A 17482-nucleotide genomic window follows, 5' to 3' on the forward strand; every position below is an offset into this window, starting at 1 on the left:
GCACGTCCCGCCCGTCACCCGACCACCGCCCCTCGGCGGCCGGCCCGCGGCTGACAGACTGTCCCGCATGCGCATTGTTGTTCTGGCCGGCGGCATCGGCGGCGCCCGTTTCCTCCGAGGTCTCCAGTCCGCGGTTCCCGACGCGGACATCACGGTCATCGGCAACACCGGTGACGACATTCACCTGTTCGGGCTCAAGGTCTGCCCCGATCTGGACACCGTGATGTACACCCTCGGCGGTGGCATCAACGAGGACCAGGGCTGGGGCCGCACCGACGAGTCCTTCACCGTCAAGGAGGAACTCGCCGCGTACGGGGTCGGACCGACCTGGTTCGGCCTCGGTGACCGCGACTTCGCCACCCACATCGTCCGTACGCAGATGCTCGGTGCGGGCTATCCGCTCAGCGCCGTCACCGAGGCCCTCTGCGACCGCTGGCAGCCCGGGGTCCGGCTGCTCCCCATGTCCGACGACCGCGTCGAAACCCACGTCGCGATCACCGACGCCCAGACCGGCGAGCGCCGGGTCATCCACTTCCAGGAGTACTGGGTCCGGATGCGTGCCGCGGTGGACGCCGAGGCCGTCGTCCCCGTGGGCGCCGAACAGGCCAAGCCCGCGCCCGGCGTCCTGGAGGCCATCGCGGCCGCCGACGTGATCCTCTTCCCGCCGTCGAACCCGGTGGTGTCGGTGGGGACCATCCTCGCCGTACCCGGCATCCGCGAGGCCGTGGCCGCCGCCACGGCCCCCGTCGTGGGCCTCTCCCCCATCGTCGGGGGTGCTCCCGTGCGCGGGATGGCCGACAAGGTGCTGGCCGCCGTCGGCGTCGAGTCCACCGCCGCCGCCGTCGCCCTGCACTACGGCACCGGGCTGCTCGACGGCTGGCTCGTCGACACCGCCGACGCGGACGCCGTCGCCGAGGTGGAGGCCGCCGGCATCACCTGCCGCGCGGTACCGCTGATGATGACCGACCTGGCCGCCACGGCGGAGATGGCGCGGGCCGCGCTGGAACTGGCGGAGGCCTCCCGGTGACCGCCCCGCACGGGCCCTCCTACGAGGTCCGGGCCCTCGGCGGGATCCCCGAGGTGCGGCCCGGCGACGACCTGGCGGCGCTGATCGCCGCCGCCGGGCCGGAGCTGCGGGACGGCGACGTCCTGCTCGTCACCTCGAAGGTCGTCTCCAAGGCTGAGGGCCGGATCGTCCGCGCCGATTCGCGCGAGGCGGCGATAGACGCCGAGACCGTACGGGTCGTCGCGCGCCGGGGGACCCTGCGGATCGTGGAGAACCGGCAGGGGCTGGTCATGGCGGCGGCCGGGGTCGACGCCTCGAACACCGAGGCCGGCACCGTCCTGCTGCTGCCCGAGGACCCCGACGCCTCGGCCGCCGCGATCCGGGCCGGGCTGCGGGAGCTGCTCTCCGTGGACGTGGGCGTGATCGTGACGGACACCTTCGGGCGGCCGTGGCGCACCGGGCTCACCGACGTGGCGATCGGCGCCGCGGGCGTGCGGGTCCTGGACGACCTGCGCGGGGGCACCGACGCCCACGGGAACCCGCTGAGCGCGACGATCGTCGCGACCGCCGACGAACTGGCCGCCGCGGGCGACCTGGTCAAGGGCAAGGCGGAGGGCCTGCCGGTGGCGGTGGTGCGCGGGCTGGCGCACGTCCTGGGCGAGGGCTCCTCGGCCGTGGACCTGGTGCGCTCGCCGGCCGACGACATGTTCCGGCTGGGCACCTCGGAGGCGGTACGGGAAGCCGTGACGCAGCGGCGTACCGTACGGGCCTTCACGGCCGAGCCCGTGGACCCGGGCGCGGTCCGGCGCGCGGTGGCGGCGGCCGTGACGGCCCCGGCCCCGCACCACACGACGCCGTGGCGGTTCGTCCTGCTGGAGTCGGCGGGCGCGCGGCTGGAGCTGCTGGACGCGATGCGGGACGCCTGGATCGAGGACCTGCGGCGGGACGGGAAGTCCGAGGAGTCCATCGCGAAGCGGGTCCGTCGGGGCGAGGTCCTGCGGGCCGCGCCCTACCTGGTGGTCCCCTGCCTGGTCATGGACGGCGCGCACGACTACGGGCACGCCCGGCGGGACGCGGCGGAGCGCGAGATGTTCGTCGTCGCGATGGGCGCGGGCGTGCAGAACTTCCTGGTCGCGCTGGCCGGGGAACGGCTGGGCTCGGCGTGGGTGTCCTCGACGATGTTCTGCCGGGACGTGGTGCGCAAGGTGCTCGGGCTTCCGGAGGACTGGGATCCGATGGGTGCGGTGGCCGTCGGGCACGCCGCGGTCGCTCCGGTGGAGCGGGCCGCGCGCTCGGCGGAGGAGTTCATCGAGGTGCGGTGATCCTCCGGGGCGGGTGGGACGGCACGGGCTAGGTCGTCTCTTTCGGATCTTGCCGGCCAGGCAAGATCCGAAAGAGAGGGCCTAGAGCTTGCCGATGTCGCCCCGGGGCATCCGGGGGGCCCGGCGGGGCGGCGCGGCGCCGGCCAGGAGGACGAGCCGTGCCGCGCGGTGGCGCTGGCCGGCGTAGGGGGCGAGGAGCTCCAGCATGGCGGCGTCGTCGGCGTCCCGGTCTCCGGCCAGGGCGTAGCCGATGATGCCGGGCAGGTGGAGGTCGCCCGTCGTGACGGCGTCCGCGGCGCCGTTGCTGCGCTGGAGGGTTTCGGCGGAGGTCCACGGGCCGATGCCGGGGACCGCCTCCAGGCGGGCGGTGGCCGCCGGCAGGTCCATGGCGACGGCTTCTTCCAGGCGGGCGGCGAGGCGGGCCGCGCGGACGATGGTCGCGGAGCGTTTGGAATCGACTCCGGCCTTGTGCCAGTCCCAGGACGGGATGAGGGTCCAGGTCCGGGGATCGGGCATGACGTAGAGGCCCGGGGTCTGGTCCGGGCCCGGGCCCGGGGCCGGCTCTCCGTACTGGCGTACGAGGCGGCGCCAGGCGCGGTACGCCTCGTCGGCGGTGACCTTCTGTTCCAGGACCGTCGGGATCAAGGACTCCAGGACCAGGCCGGTACGGGTCAGCCGCAGGCCGGGGCGGCGGCGATGGCTGGCGTGCACGAGCCTGTGGCGGGGGACGAAGCCGGAGGGGTCGTCGGCGGAGCCGAGCAGCTCCGGCAGACCGTCGAGGATCCAGTCGGCGCCGGGGCCCCAGGCGGTGGCGGTCACCCCGGCGCCGTCGCGCGCGACGCGGAGCGTGGCCGGGCCGGCGGGGGTGCGGGTCGCCCGCCAGATCGCTCCCGGAGTGGCGCGGAACGTGGGGTCTGCGGGGCCCCGCCTGAGCGGGCCGAGGGTGAGGCCCAGGTCCAGGGGGCCGGGTGGGGTCCACGTGCGGGTGCGGGTGCGGGTGCGGGTGCCCGTTCCGGTGCCGGGAGTCGGGGCCGTGCCGGGGGCCGGGGGCACGGTTGTGCGGCCGCCGCGGATCGCGGTGCGGGTGAGGGGGTCGTAGCGGCCGGCCATGCCTTGAGCCTAGCCCTGCGGGGCTGTCCCCCACCCGCCCTTCCGCCGTTCCCCGGGCTCTGCCCGGACCCCGGTCCTCAAACGCCGGACGGGCTGAAGGAGGGGGTGCCGGGCTGCGCCCGGACCCTTCCCGGTGCTCCGCCCCGGGCCCCGCGCCTCACACGCCGGCGAGGCTGGATTGGGGCGGCCTCGGCCTGCACATGAGCGCCGGAGGGGCTGGAGATCCAGCCCCTCCGGCGCTCGAGGAACGGGGGCCGGCCCCCGGCAAGGGGTCCGGGCGGAGCCCGGGGAACGGGCGAAGGGCGGGTAGGGGAACCCGCCCCGCAGGGCCCGGCCACCCGCACCCGCCCACCGGACCCCACGCCGGGACGGCGGTGGCGCCAGCCCCCGCCCCGCCACCGCCGGACGGAGTCCGGCGCAGCGGCGCGAAGCCGGGGAGGCCCGCCAGGGCCGCACCGCGCGAGCGGCGCGTCGAAAAGGTGACCGGCGCAGCGGCGCGAAGCCCAGGAGGCCCACCAAGGCCGAGCGGCGCGAGCGGCGCGTCGAAAAGGTGCGCGGCTAGGGGCGGCCCTGGAGTTTGGCCGAGGCGGTTCGGGTGGGGGGGAGCTGGCTGTAGAGGTGGCGGCCGGGGCACTCCGTGGCGAAGCCGTCGCGGTGGCCCGAGATGACGTTCAGGCGGACGTTGCTGCCCTTCGCGTAGAGGTTGCCGCCGCCCGAGCGGAGGGTGGTCTTCGCGCGGGGGTCCGCTCCGAAGAGGCCCAGCTTCCAGGCCGTGAGGCGGGCCACCGCGTCGACGGCCGCCTTGGGGGGAGCCGTGGAGGCGAAGGTGCCGATGACCGCCACGCCCATGCTGTCCGTGTTGAAGCCCATGGTGTGCGCGCCGAGCACCGCCTTGGCGACTCCGCCCGCCCGGCCCTCGTAGACGGTGCCGCACTTGTCGACGGCGAAGTTGTAGCCGATGTCGCGCCAGCCGCTGCTGACCACGTGGTAGCGGTACAGGCTGCGCAGGACGGCCGGGGCGTCCTTGCAGGCGTAGTTGTTGCCGGAGGCGGTGTGGTGGACGAAGGCGGCCTTGACCGTGTTCGTGTAGACGAAGCCCTTCTCGCGCAGGCTCTCGTCCGCGCCCCATCCCAGCCGGGTGACGATCTTCGGGCGCGGGCCGATGTACGGGGCGGCCGCGAGCGCCTCGTCGGCGAGGACCGCGTCGGCGGTGGAGTCGGCCTTGTTGAGGGCCGGGATCTCCTGGGCGCCCAGGGGCGCCATCGGGACGTTCGCGGAGGAGGACTCCGCCATCTCCATCGTCATGCCGGGGAGGAGTGCCAGCTCCCCCTTGTCGTCGTCGACGGGGGAAACCGGGGAGGAGGGCGAAGCGGGGTGGTCGGGTGTGGCCGGGTCGGACGTGTGGGCGTTCTTGCCGTCCGACCCGGGGCCGGTCGTGTCTCCCGGGTCCACCAGCTCGATGCGCATGCCCGTCGGGAGGCCGCTGCTCACCACGCGGCCGCCCGGTTCCGCCTGGACGCGGACCTCGATGCCGTCGGACTGCCCGACCCACAGGGGGGCGGTGCTGCCGCGGACCCGGCCGGAGCCGCGTTCGGCCGTGTCGGGGTCGGCGGCGTGTTCACCGTTGTGGGTGTCGACGTCCTGCCACTCGGACCAGGCCGAGGTGGCCACGGAGCGGGTGCGGACCTGGACGCGGCCGTCGAGCTGGGTGCTCGCGTCGTCCCAGACGACGCCGACCAGCGAGAAGGTCTTGACCTCGCGCGCCGACAGGCCCCGTGTCTCGGGCAGCCGGGGCGAGGTGCTCATGCCGGGGACCCCGGGGGTGCGGTCCGCGGCGGGCCCCACGGGGACGAGCGGCAGGGACTGGGTGGATCCGGCGGGGGCCGCGGGGGCCGCCGAGCCCGCCCCGACCGATGGCTGCGTCGCGGCCGGGCGGGCGAGGGCCGTGGAGGAGAGCGCGAGCGGCAGGGCCAGTGCGGCAGCCGTCGCGACGCCGATGGAGGAAGCAAGGAATGCACGCATGGAAAGGATGCTGAGTACTCCCGGAGGCGGGCGCCATCCGAGAACTGACGTACCGTCCGGCACCGCGCCGATACCCCTCCTCCGTACGGGGGATCGTGCTGCGGCCGTACGGAGCAGGGGCGCGGCCCGCCCCGCGTAGGCTCTGGTCCGTGAACGCCACTGACCGCACCCCTGCCGACCTGCTGCGATCCGCGCTCGCCGCCGATCCCGGCCGCCCGCTCGTCACCTTCTACGACGACGCCACGGGCGAGCGCGTCGAATTGTCCGTCGCCACCTTCGCCAATTGGGTGGCCAAGACCGCCAATCTGCTCCAGGGCGACCTGGGCGCCGAACCCGGCGACCGGCTCGCCCTGCTGCTCCCCGCGCACTGGCAGAGCGCCGTATGGCTGCTCGCCTGCGCCTCCGTCGGGGTCGTGGTGGAGGTGGGCGGGGATCCGGCCGGCGCCGACCTCGTCGTGAGCGGGCCGGACACGCTGGAGGAGGCTTCCGCGTGCTCCGGCGAGCGGGTGGCGCTCGCGCTGCGGCCACTGGGCGGGCGCTTCCCGCAGCCGCCGGCCGGGTTCGCGGACTACGCCGTGGAGGTGCCGGGGCAGGGCGACCGCTTCGCCCCCTTCCAGCCCGTGGACGCGGACGCCCCGGGGCTGGTGGTCGGCGGCGAGGAGCTCTCGTACGCGGCGGTCTGCAAGCGGGCCCGCGAGGACGCGGTGAAGCTCGGCTTCGGCGAGGGGGCGCGGGTGCTGTCCCGGCAGGGCTACGACAGCTGGGAGGGGCTCTCGGCCGGGCTCTACGCGGCCCTGGCCACGGGCGGCTCCGTGGTGCTGTGCCGCAATGCCGAGGAGCTCGCGGACGGAGCGCTGGCCCAGCGGATCGAGAGCGAGCGGGTCACCCACACGGCCTGATCAGGCCCGACTCCGGCGTCACCCACACCGCCCAATGCCGGATATCGGCCATTTGTCACCCACATGGCCCTATACACGGCCGTGCCCCCGGGCCGCATCGATCACCCGGGGGCAGGATCGGCACAGGCCGTACTCACCCGTACGGCCCGTACCGGTTCGGGTGAGGGGACGGAACGCGAGTGACGGACAGCGCGGGCATACCGGGCGGCACCGATGCGGCCGGAGGCGACAAGCCTCCGAACGTCCGCAGGCGGCGCCGGCTGCTGCGCTGGATCGGGCTCGGGACCGGTGTGCTGGCCGTCGTCGGGGCGGGCACGGGCTGGTGGATCTACTCCAAGCTCGACGGGAACATCGCCGAGGACACCTCCGCCGCCGCCGAGCTGCGGCGCTACGACAAGGAGCGCCCGGCCCACCTGGCGGGCGGCGCGCAGAACATCCTGCTGATCGGTTCGGACTCGCGCACCGGTGCGGGCAACGCCCCGTACGGACAGGACGAGGGCACGCAGCGCTCGGACACCACGATCCTGCTGCACCTGCCGGCGGACCGGAAGAGTGCGACGGCGGTGTCGATACCGCGGGACCTGATGACGGAGATACCGGCGTGCCTGAAGCCGGACGGAAACCGCACCAGGGAGCAGTTCGCCCAGTTCAACTGGGCCTTCGAGTGGGGCGGGACCGCCTGCACGATCCGTACGGTCGAGGCGATGACCGGGATCCGCGTCGATCACCACATGGTGCTGGACTTCAACGGCTTCAAGAAGATGGTGGACGCCATCGGCGGGGTGGAGGTCTGCCTGAAGCGGCCGGTGGACGACACCGAGGCCAAGCTGAAGCTGCCGGCGGGCCGGCAGACCTTGCAGGGCGAGCAGGCGCTGGGCTTCGTACGGGCCCGCTACAGCCTGGGCAACGGCAGTGACACCGAGCGGATGGAGCGCCAGCAGGCGTTCCTCGGGTCGCTCGTCAAGAAGGTGCAGAGCAATGGCGTGCTGCTCAACCCGGCGCGGCTGTACCCGCTGCTGGACGCGGCGACCTCCTCGGTGACCACCGACCCGGGGCTGGCCTCGCTGCGGGGGCTGTACGAACTGGTCCGGGGCGTACGCGACATCCCGACCGACCAGATCAAGTTCCTCACGGTGCCCCGCCGGCCGTACGCCGCCGACGCGAACCGGGACGAACTGCGCCAGCCGGACGCGACCCAGCTCTTCCAGCGGCTGCGGGCGGACCAGCCGCTCACCATCGCCCCGCCCGCGCCCAAGACCACGGCCACGCCCGCTCCGGTCTCCCGGCCGGACGGGGAGCCGGACGGGGAGATGGACGAGGCCACGGCCGAGGACGGGGCGCGCACCGGAACGGACGGACCGGGAACCGCGGAGCCCTCCGCACCCGTCCCCACTTTCACCGGTACCACGGCCGGCGTGGCCGACTGCCGGTAAAGCAATCCCAAAAGCCGGTGTCCGGGCCGAGCTTGTTGAGGCGATTGCCCCGTTGTAAGTGCGTGGAATTCATCACCAGCATGGTTTGCGGCGAACCTGTCCGGATAAGGTGAGCGATCCGGCGCCCGACCAGTACAGAGGCCGCGTGCCAGCAGCCGGATCGTTGACCGTGCGCCTGGGGGAGGCGCGTCGCGAAGCACCGACGGAGGATTCGAGCAAACCGTGGATGCGCAAAGCCGTGGACGGGCCGACGAGATCGACCCCGCAGACCAGTGGGTACTCAACCCCCGCACCGGCAACTACGAGCTGCGACTGGAAGATTCCGGTGCGCAAGCACCCTCGCAGCGTTCCGTCCCCCGCGCGGCGCCCCGCAGGGCCCCCGTTCCCCCCCGCTCCCCCGCGGCCCCGTCCCCGGCGGTCCCCGGACCGCGCCGCGGTGACGGTCCCCCGCCCGGCGGCGGCCGGCGCGGCGGGCGTTCGCGCAAAGTCGGCGGCGGGGGCCGCAAACGGGCCCTGACCATCACGGGTGGAACCCTCGCGGTGCTGCTGGTCGGCGGCTCGGTGGCGGGATACCTCTATTACGAGCACCTGAACGGCAACATCAGGGTCACCGACGTCGGCGACGCGGGCACGAGCGGCGGTTTCAAGAAGGACCAGCCGATCAACATCCTGGTCATCGGCACGGACAAGCGCAGCGGCGCGGGCAACGAGGGGTACGGGGACGCCGGCAGCGTCGGCCACGCCGATACGACGATCCTGTTCCACGTCTCGAAGGACCGCTCCAACGCCACGGCGCTGTCCATCCCCCGCGACTTGATCACCACCGTGCCGGTCTGCCCCACGAAGCAGCCCGACGGTTCGACGAAGGACATCCCCGGCGAGCGCGGGGCCCGCTTCAACACCAGCCTCGGGCAGGCGGGCCGCGACCCGGGCTGCACGATGCGCACGGTCAAGGAGCTCACCGGGATCCAGGTCGACCACTTCATGATGGCCGACTTCAACGCGGTGAAGAACCTGAGCACGGCGGTCGGCGGGGTGCCGGTCTGCGTGGCCAAGGACGTCAACGACAAGGACTCCAAGCTCAAGCTGACGGCGGGCGAGCACCGGCTGCAGGGCGAGCAGGCACTGGCCTTCGTCCGGACCCGGCACGCCTTCGGCCAGCGCAGCGACCTCGACCGCATCAAGACCCAGCAGCAGTTCCTGGGTTCGATGATGCGGGAGATGAAGTCGAAGGAGACCCTGACCAGTCCGCAGAAGTTCCTCTCCCTCGCCGAGGCGGCCACCAAATCGCTGAGCGTCGACTCGGGCATAGGGTCGATTCGCAAACTCACCGATCTTGCGGGCGAGTTGAAGGGCATCGACCTCAAGAACATCACGTTCACCACCCTCCCGGTCATCGACAATCCGGCGGAGCCGCCGAACGCCAAGGCCACCGTGGTGGTCAAGCAGGCGGAGGCGGAGCCCCTGCTCCAGATGATCCGTGGCGACGTCTCGCTGACCGAGGTCGAGAAGAAGGAACAGGCCGCCAAGGACGCGGCGGACGCCGACGCGAAGGCCAAGCTGGACGCCCTCGTACAGGGCCCCCGCGCGGCGGCCAAGGACGTCCGGGTGGACGTCCTCAACGGCGGCGGCCCGGCGGGATCCGCGTCCGGCACGCTGACCTGGCTGCAGAACACCGAGGGGGTGCTCAAGTCCAGCAACCTGGGCAACGCGCCCGCCAAGGTGGCTGCCACGCAGCTGGAGTACGCACCCAACCAGGCCGATCAGGCAAGGGCGTTGGCGGACATGATGGGCCTGCCGGCGACGGCGTTGAAGATGGGCACGACCGACGCCGCGCCCAAGACACCGATGAAGCTGACGCTCGGTGCGGATTTCAAGGGGGCGGGGGTCTCCATGACGGCACCACAGCAGGCGCCCGAGGGCGTCCAGCGGGTAGAGGCGGACAAGTCCGTCTGCGCCAAGTGACCGACAGGGGGGCCGACCGGCTCTCCGCGATCACGAAATGACGTGCCGGAACACGGCGGACCGGCACACTACCGACACCGAGTGATCGTGATGGGGGACGCGTGAGGCACAGCAGCGTGCAAGGGGAGGGGGCGGCGGACCGGGCCGGCGACGGCATATCCGGCGCCGGCACCCGTCCGACGGCCACCAGTGCCGTACCGGCGCCGAGGTCGGGCTCCGGCCACCGCCGGGCCGGTCGCGGAAGCGGCGGTGCCGGCGGCAGCGGCGGCGGCAACCGGCCGACCCGGCGGGGGCGACGCCGCGTACTGCGCTGGGCGGCCTCCATCGTGGCGCTGCTCATACTCGTGACGGCGGCGGCCGGTTACCTCTACTACCGCCACCTCAACGGCAACATCCGCAGCGGCCAGCGCCTGAGCGGCGACAGCGGAGTCGCCAGGACCGAGGCCGACGCCGCGGGCCGGCGCCCGATCAACATCCTGATGCTCGGCTCCGACAGCCGCGACAAGCCGGAGAACGAGGCGCTCGGCGGGGCCTCGGACAGCGTCGGCTCCGCGCGGGCCGACGTACAGATGCTGATCCACATCTCGGCCGACCGGAAGAACGCCTCGGTGACGTCCGTTCCGCGCGACACGGTCGTGGACATCCCGGAGTGCACCGACCCCAAGACGGGCGAGAAGCACAAGGCCATCAAGGCGATGATCAACGAGAGCTTCGGGCGCGGGGGTGCCGGCTGCACCCTGGCCACCTGGGAGAAGCTGTCCAACATCTACATCGACCACTGGATGACGATCGACTTCACCGGTGTCGTGAGCATGGCCGACGCGATCGGCGGCGTCGACGTCTGCGTCAACCAGAACGTCTTCGACCAGTCGAAGCCGGGGTCGGGGACGGGCGGTTCCGGCCTCAAGCTGAAGGCGGGCACCACCAGGATCCAGGGCAAGCAGGCGCTCCAGTGGCTGCGCACCCGGCACTCCTTCGGCAGTGACATGGGCCGGGCCAAGGCGCAGCACATGTACATGAACTCGATGATGCGCGGCCTCAAGGGCCAGAACGCCTTCACCGACCTCCCCCGCCTCACCGGCCTGGCGGAGGCGGCCACGAAGGCGCTGCAGGTGTCGGAGGAGATCGGGTCGGTCAAGAAGCTCATCGACCTCGCCCTGCTGCTCAAGGAGGTGCCGGTCAACCGCATCACGACGGCCACGATCCCGGTGCTGCCGGCCCCTTGGGACAAGGACCGGCTGATCGTCAATCCCACGGACGCCCCGAAGGTGTGGGAGCTGCTCCGCAAGGACGTCGCCATGGACAAGAACGGCGACCCGGCGCCTGCCGCGAGCGGATCGCCGTCGGCCCCCGCGCCGACCTCGCAGCCGTCCTCCGCGCCGCCGGCGTCCGCCCCCGCGAAGATCGCCGTACAGGTGGTCAACGGCACGGGTGTCGGGGCGCAGCCGGTGGGCAAGCGGGCCACGGCCATCGCGGGCCAGCTCGTCGCCAAGGGGTTCACTCTGGCCAAGGCGGACAGCGCGCTCACCCCCGAGAAGGCGACCGTCGTCCGCTACGCCACGGACGCCCAGGCCGCCGACGCGCAGAGCGTGGCCGCGGCGCTCGGGATCCCGGGCACCTCCGTGCAGAAGTCGGCCGCGGCAGCCAAGATCACGGTCCTGGTGGGTGCGGACTGGCGCGAGGGCGCCGTCTACCCGCAGCAGGCGCCGCCCGAGGCCGGCGACGTCCCGGAGACGGCCGACGTGCTCAACGGCACGGACACCAGCTGCATGGACATCTACGAGCCGTTCCGCTGGTGAGCTGACGCCTCCACACACCGAAAGGGGTGACCCGGTCCTCGTCGGACCGGGTCACCCCTTTCGTGTGTACGCGGGCTCAGAGCTCGGCGGCGTCCCGGCTCACCGACGGGCGGCGGCTCGCGATGACCTTGGCGGCGAGCGAGCGCGGGCTGGTCAGGAAGCCGTAGCCCCAGCACATGTGCATGGTCGCCAGGGCGACGGGGATCCGCAGCCGGGCCCCCAACGACAGACCCTTGCCGGCCGGGACGGAGCCGGCGGTGATCGCCGCGAGGTATCCGGCCGGGAGGAGGAAGGCCCACGGGGTGACGGCTGCTCCGACGACCAGACCGGCGGCGATCGCGCAGACGGCGGCCGGCGGGGCGAGGTAGCGCAGGTTGATGGAGCCCGAGTGGTAGCGGGCCACCACGTGGCGCCAGCGTCCGTAGTCCTTGTACTGCTTGGCGAGCGCCCGCACCGAGGGCCGCGGTCGGTACTGGACCTTCAGCTCCGGCGAGAACCAGATCAGCCCGCCGGCCTCGCGGATGCGGAAGTTCAGCTCCCAGTCCTGGGCGCGGATGAACTCCACGTTGTACCCGCCGGCGGCCTCCAGGGCCTCCCGCCGGAACACCCCGAGGTAGACGGTGTCGGCGGGGCCGGCCTTGCCGCCGGTGTGGAAGGCGGCGTTGCCGACGCCGATGCGCGAGGTCATCGCGGCGGCGACGGCGTCCTCCCAGGGGTTCTCGCCCTCGGCGTGCATGATGCCGCCGACGTTCTGCGCGCCGGTCTCCTCCAGGAGGCGGACCGCGGTGGCGATGTAGTTCGGGGAGAGCATGCCGTGGCCGTCGACGCGCACGACGATCGGGTGGCGCGAGGCCTGGATGGCCGCGTTGAGGGCGGCGGGGGTACGGCCGGTGGGGTTCGGAACGGTGTGGACGCGGGGGTCTTCGCGTACCAGCTCGGCGGCGATCTCGTCGGTACGGTCCTTGGAGGGCCCGAGGGCGATCACCACTTCCATCTCACCCCCGTACTCCTGTCCGAGGATGTGGTGGACCGAGTCGCGCAGATGGCGCTCCTCGTCGAGTACCGGCATGATCACCGAGACTGCGGGCTGCTGGGCGGGCATGTGGTCCTTCAAGGTCGGGTATCGGTGTCACGTTACCGCGTACGGGGGAACCGGGTGCGCGCCGGATGAGCAGTACGGACAACGGCTGATCGTATGGACCTACTGTTCTGACGAATCTGCCGAACGTGCGAGGTGTCCCCCGTGCCCCAGCCGCACCGTCCCACCCGACCCGCCCTGCCCGCCCGGTCCGCCCGGCCGTCGCAGCGCGCGCCGCGGCCAGGCGGTGCGGCCGGAGCGCGGGCCGGCGGGAGACGGCCGGCGGACAGACCCCGCTGGGGGGTCCGGCTCGCCGCCGGGCTGTCGGTGATCGTCCTGGGATCGGGAGCACTCGGGCACGCCGTGATGACCGGGCTGGACACCGGGATCCAGCGCGTGGACCCCTTCAAGGACATGAAGAACCGCCCCCAGGCCGGGCACGGGGTGAACTTCCTGCTCGTCGGCACCGACGGCCGCGACAAGATCACCGCCGAGGAGAAGCGCGAGTACCGCCTGGGCGGCGCGCCCTGCCACTGCACCGACACCGTCATGCTGGTCCACCTCTCGGCGGACCGGTCGCGGGCCAGTGTGGTCAGCCTCCCCCGCGACAGCTTCGTGGAGCTGCCCGCGCACGTGGACGGCTCCAGCGGCAAACCGCACGGGGCCCACCCCGTGAAGCTCAACGCCGCCTATGCCGAGGGCGGGCCCCAGCTGACCGTGCGCACCGTCGAGAACATGACCCGCGTGAAGATCGACCACTACCTGGAAGTCGACTTCACCAGCTTCATGAAGACGGTCGACGCCATGGGCGGCGTGGAGATCTGCACCGCCAAGACCATGCACGACCCCAACACCGGCCTCGACCTGCTTCCCGGAACCCACCGGCTCAGCGGCGGCCAGGCCCTGCAGTACGTGCGCTCGCGCCATGTCGACGGGGCCTCGGACCTGGGCCGGATGCAGCGCCAGCAGCGGTTCATCGCCGCGCTGATCAAACAGGCCACCGGCGGCGGGGTGCTGCTCAACCCCGTCAAGTTCAAGCAGGTCAGCTCCACCCTGCTGAGCTCGGTCCGGGCCGACAGGGGCTTCGGCTCGGAGCAGATGCTGGCGCTCGGACAGGCGATGCGCGATTTCACCCCGTCCTCCTCGGAGTTCGCCTCCGTGCCCGTCGGCAACCCCTCCTTCCCGGTCAAGGGCATCGGCTCGACGGTGAAATGGGACGAGGGGAAGGCCGCGAAGCTCTTCCAGGCGCTGCGCGAGGACCGTCCGATGGCCACGCCCCCGGCCCCCGCCCCCGGCCGGCCGGTGCGCCGGCAGCCGGCGGTGCCGGTGGACGTGCCCCCGGGGCAGGTCCGGGTCCAGGTGGAGAACGGCACCCGGATCGACGGGCTGGGCACCCGGGTGGACTCGGCGCTGCGCGCCACCGGCTTCGACACCACCCGGGCTCCGGGGAACGGCGCGAGCCGGGACGTCAAGCGCACGGTGATCACGTACGACCCGCGCTGGGACCGGTCGGCCCGTACGGTGTCCACCGCGCTGCCCGGCAGCGAGATGCGGGCCGTGCGGGGGCAGGGGCGGACCGTCGTGGTGATCGCGGGCGCCGATTACCGCAAGGTGGTGGCGGTGCGCGCGGAGGATCCGTACCAGGGCGAGTTCGGTGTGGTCACCGGTGACCAGGTGGTCTGCGGCGGCTCCTGACCGAACCGGCGTACGGGCCGTGGCGGCCGGGATCGTCGGGGCGGCGGAGGTCGTCGGGGCGGACCGGGTTACAGCGGGTCGCCGAGGGGCCCGTACTCCGCCGCCAGGTTCTCGGCCCAGTGGGCGGCGAAGTCCGGCTGCGCGCCGTCGGCATCGGTGAAGCCGTACTCCCGGTACAGGCCCCAGGTGGCCAGGGCCCGTCCCGACTTGGCCATGACGTCGGGGTCGCCAGCCAGTGCGGCCACGGCCCGGCCGAGGTACGCCGGGCTCTCGGAGTGGGCGAAGTTCGGGTCCTGGGCCGCGCCGTCGCGCCAGTTGGCCTCGGTGACACCGAAATGCTCCAGCACTGCCTCCGAGCGCAGGAATCCCGGCGTGATGGCCACGGCCGCGACGCCGTGCGGACGCAGCTCGGCGGCCTGGGCGACCGCGAGGCGGATGACCGCCGACTTCGCCAGGTCGTAGAAGAACGTGCCGCGGTAGCGGGCGGTGTTGCCGTCGGTGACCTCCACGACCAGGCCGCTCTTACGGGAGACCATGAGGGGGAGCGCGAACCGGCTGGTGATGACGTGGGTCTCCACCGCCTGCCGCAGCAGCCGCAGACCGGTCTCCAGATCCTGCTCCCACAGGGGGTGCTCCCAGTCGGTCAGCGGGTCTCCGCCCCAGACGGAGTTCACCAGGATGTCGAGCCGTCCGTCCTGTTCGGCGGCGATCCTGTCGACGAGGGCCCGGACCTCGTCGGGACTGCTGTGGTCGGTCCGTGCGGGAATGCCCAGGCCGCCTGCCTCGGTGACCTTCTCGGCGGTCTGCTCGATGGTTTCCGGGCGGTCCAGGTCGGAGCGCCCACCGGCTCCGCTGCGGCCGGTGACGTACACCGTCGCCCCGGCGGCGCCGAGCTCGACGGCGATGCCCCGTCCGCCGCCGCGGGTACCGCCGGCGACCAGGGCCACCTTGCCGGCCAGCGGGCGTGCGCCAACGGTCTTCATGATTCCTCCTGGTCGTGGCCGGCTCGCGGCGGAAGGTGGGGAAGGTGGGGGGACAGCACGACGTCGAGCTCCTGCCGGAGCCGCTGTGCGAGGGTGCCTTCGCGTTCGAGTGCCCAGGTCAGGCCTGCCCCGGCGGTGATCGCCTGGACGGTGCGGGCCAGCGCCGCGGCATCGGTCCCGGCGCGGAGCTCGCCCTCGCCGACCGCCTCCGTGAGCAGCTCCCCGATCACCCGCCCGTGGGTGCGGTGAACGGCCAGCGCACGCTCGTAGAGCTCGGGATCCCCGAGATCCGTGCACAGGAACGCCAGATGGTTGGCGAAGCTCTCTGGCGTGGCCATCACCGCCGCCGACTCCACCGTCAGCGCCACCAGGGCCCCGAGCGCCGAGTCGTGCGACCGGCGCACGCGCTCGGCCGTCTCGCTCGCGTCCTTCTCGGAGAGGTCGCCGAGCGAGAGGAGCAGACCGCGCTTGGAACCGAATCGCTGCACCAGGGTCGCCGGAACCAGTCCGACCTCGCGCGCCACCGCGGCCAGCGTGAGACCAGCGGGACCCACCCGGCCCATGACCTGCGCCGTCGCACGCAGGATCACCGCGTCCTCGACCCCTCGGGGACGTGCCATCATCGCCACCCCTCATTCATAAATGCTCGTTCATTTATTAAAGCGGGCAGAGGTCGCCCCCGGAAGGGCGAACCGAGCTCACATCCCGAACCAGCCCGCTGCGTGGGCCCGCTCCATCGCTTCGTAGAAGGCGTCGGCCACCTTCGCGTACCCGGTGTCGTTCGGGTGCAGGCCGTCGGCCAGCTCGGCGGGCGTGGAGGCGTCCGCCTGTTCCGCGGGGGTCAGCCAGGGGGCCTTGACGAACGCGAAGTGCCTGCCCGCCCCCTGTTCCCGTGCCTCGATCTGCTTGAGGCGCCGGTTGTAGGCCGCGATCGGCTCGGAGATGTCCTGGTCCTTCGAGCCGGGGGTCGAGGGCACCAGGCCCTGCATGATGACGGTGCCCCCCGGGCGCAGGGTGAAGATCCGCTCGACCAGGTCCTCGGCCTCGTCCGCGGCCCGGTCCGGGTCGCCGCCGCGGTTCAGGTTGTTGAGGCCGATGTGGAGCAGGACCACGTCCGGTCCGGCGGCCGCGATCCACCGGTCGACCCCGGCCCGGATCCGGCCGACGGTGTAGCCGGGGTGCCCTTCGTGTTCGTTGTCGTCCATGGGGCCCTGTGCCCGGGAGCCCACGAAATCGATGGCGTACCCCGAGTGGCCGGCGACCAGACGCCCCAGCGGCAGCCGGTAGCCGCCGAAGTCGGAGCTCCCCACGCCCGCGGTGGTCGAGGCGCCGAGGGGCATGACGCGGACCGTACGGGGCGCGCGCGTGCCGGAGGAGGCCTCGGAGGAAGCGGTCGGGGACGGCGGGACCGCGGTGGCGGGGTCCTGCTCGGAGGCGGCCGTCAGCAGCGGGACCGCCACGGCGAGACCTGCGAGTCCGGCGACGCCTGCGAACACGGCCGAGCGGCGATTCATGAGGCCTTCCGGGTGGGGCGCGGACGCGGGCGCGGACGCGGGGGCACGGGGAACACGGGGAACACGGGGAACACGGGGAGACGCCGGCGCACTAGACGTCGGCGTCCAGCCCCTGTGCGGTGCGTTCTTCCCGCAGGTCGCGGATGGCCTGGCGGCGGGCAAGCCGGTGGGTGCGCCGGATCTGGGCCTCCTGGTAGCGCCGCTCGTCCCGCTCGGTCTCCCGGATCACCTGCGGGACCTGGCGGGGCTTGCCCTCGGCGTCGACCGCGGTGAAGACGAGGTAGGCGCTGCCGACCTGGGTGGCGGGGGTGGACTCGTTCCACCGCTCCGCGAGGACGCGTACGCCGATCTCCATGGAGGAGCGGCCGGTCCAGTTGCACTGGGCCTTGACGTGGACGAGGTCACCGACGCGGACGGGGGCGAGGAAGGCCATCTCGTCCATGGAGGCGGTGACGGCCGGGCCCCCGGAGTGGCGGCCTGCCACGGCGCCCGCCGCGTCGTCCACCAGCTTCATGATCACGCCGCCGTGCACCGTGCCGAGGAGGTTGGTGTCGTTGGCGGTCATGATGTGGCTCAGGGTGGTGCGGGAAGCCGAGATCGGCTTTCCCGGCGGCTCGCCCGGTATCTCTGTCATGGAGACAGCTTAGGGCGTGTCT

At 72.8% G+C, this 17482-nt stretch carries 14 protein-coding genes; 7 read left to right on the top strand and 7 right to left on the bottom strand.

Annotated elements, in window-relative coordinates:
* Window positions 1–67: 67 nt before the first annotated feature.
* A complete protein-coding gene (gene cofD / locus ACFYM0_RS07620; protein WP_388497792.1) occupies window positions 68–1027 on the top strand; it encodes a 2-phospho-L-lactate transferase in 960 nt (319 codons plus the stop codon).
* Complete coding sequence (locus ACFYM0_RS07625) at window positions 1024–2328, top strand: coenzyme F420-0:L-glutamate ligase (protein ID WP_388497795.1); 1305 nt, start codon at window positions 1024–1026, stop codon at window positions 2326–2328. Before cofD ends, ACFYM0_RS07625 begins: the two co-directional genes overlap by 4 nt.
* An 81-nt stretch (window positions 2329–2409) precedes the next feature.
* Here ACFYM0_RS07625 and ACFYM0_RS07630 read toward each other — a convergent pair whose 3' ends face one another.
* Together ACFYM0_RS07630 and ACFYM0_RS07635 are read right to left on the bottom strand one after the other, a co-directional pair.
* Window positions 2410–3438, bottom strand: coding sequence for a DNA-3-methyladenine glycosylase family protein (locus tag ACFYM0_RS07630; RefSeq protein WP_388497798.1), 1029 nt, complete (start codon window positions 3436–3438; stop codon window positions 2410–2412).
* Window positions 3439–3996: 558 nt separating this feature from the next.
* A complete protein-coding gene (locus ACFYM0_RS07635; protein WP_388497801.1) occupies window positions 3997–5460 on the bottom strand; it encodes a peptidoglycan recognition protein in 1464 nt (487 codons plus the stop codon).
* A 149-nt stretch (window positions 5461–5609) separates the two neighbouring features.
* Between ACFYM0_RS07635 and ACFYM0_RS07640 the strand changes: the two genes are divergently transcribed.
* The 4 genes from ACFYM0_RS07640 (at window position 5610) to ACFYM0_RS07655 (ending at window position 11556) form a co-directional block, all read left to right on the top strand.
* Complete coding sequence (locus tag ACFYM0_RS07640; RefSeq protein ID WP_388497803.1) at window positions 5610–6359, top strand: TIGR03089 family protein; 750 nt, start codon at window positions 5610–5612, stop codon at window positions 6357–6359.
* Window positions 6360–6538: 179 nt separating this feature from the next.
* A complete protein-coding gene (locus ACFYM0_RS07645; RefSeq protein ID WP_388497806.1) occupies window positions 6539–7792 on the top strand; it encodes an LCP family protein in 1254 nt (417 codons plus the stop codon).
* 222 nt (window positions 7793–8014) lie between these two features.
* On the top strand, window positions 8015–9757 hold the full coding sequence (locus tag ACFYM0_RS07650) for an LCP family protein (RefSeq protein ID WP_388497808.1): 1743 nt from the start codon (window positions 8015–8017) through the stop codon (window positions 9755–9757).
* A gap of 101 nt (window positions 9758–9858) precedes the next feature.
* On the top strand, window positions 9859–11556 hold the full coding sequence (locus ACFYM0_RS07655; protein ID WP_388497810.1) for an LCP family protein: 1698 nt from the start codon (window positions 9859–9861) through the stop codon (window positions 11554–11556).
* Window positions 11557–11632: 76 nt separating this feature from the next.
* On the opposite strand, the gene ACFYM0_RS07660 is transcribed toward ACFYM0_RS07655, so the two are convergent.
* Window positions 11633–12658 carry a glycosyltransferase family 2 protein gene (locus tag ACFYM0_RS07660; RefSeq protein ID WP_388497812.1) on the bottom strand — a complete coding sequence of 342 codons (1026 nt, stop codon included), beginning with the start codon at window positions 12656–12658 and terminating at the stop codon, window positions 11633–11635.
* A 342-nt stretch (window positions 12659–13000) separates the two neighbouring features.
* Here ACFYM0_RS07660 and ACFYM0_RS07665 point away from each other — a divergent pair, with 342 nt between their 5' ends.
* Window positions 13001–14329: an LCP family protein gene (locus ACFYM0_RS07665; RefSeq protein WP_388497813.1), complete on the top strand. Its 1329-nt coding sequence runs from the start codon at window positions 13001–13003 to the stop codon at window positions 14327–14329.
* A gap of 68 nt (window positions 14330–14397) precedes the next feature.
* On the opposite strand, the gene ACFYM0_RS07670 is transcribed toward ACFYM0_RS07665, so the two are convergent.
* The 4 genes from ACFYM0_RS07670 to ACFYM0_RS07685 form a co-directional block, all read right to left on the bottom strand.
* On the bottom strand, window positions 14398–15312 hold the full coding sequence (locus ACFYM0_RS07670; RefSeq protein ID WP_388497816.1) for an SDR family oxidoreductase: 915 nt from the start codon (window positions 15310–15312) through the stop codon (window positions 14398–14400).
* Window positions 15309–15935, bottom strand: coding sequence for a TetR/AcrR family transcriptional regulator (locus ACFYM0_RS07675; protein ID WP_388497817.1), 627 nt, complete (start codon window positions 15933–15935; stop codon window positions 15309–15311). Before ACFYM0_RS07675 ends, ACFYM0_RS07670 begins: the two co-directional genes overlap by 4 nt.
* Before the next feature lie 75 nt (window positions 15936–16010).
* Window positions 16011–16826, bottom strand: a complete 816-nt coding sequence (locus ACFYM0_RS07680; RefSeq protein WP_388497819.1) for an SGNH/GDSL hydrolase family protein — start codon at window positions 16824–16826, stop codon at window positions 16011–16013.
* A 91-nt stretch (window positions 16827–16917) separates the two neighbouring features.
* Window positions 16918–17460, bottom strand: a complete 543-nt coding sequence (locus ACFYM0_RS07685; RefSeq protein WP_388497821.1) for an acyl-CoA thioesterase — start codon at window positions 17458–17460, stop codon at window positions 16918–16920.
* Window positions 17461–17482: the final 22 nt, after the last annotated feature.

The organism is Streptomyces sp. NPDC006487 (assembly GCF_042870555.1).
Classification (GTDB): Bacteria; Actinomycetota; Actinomycetes; order Streptomycetales; family Streptomycetaceae; genus Streptomyces.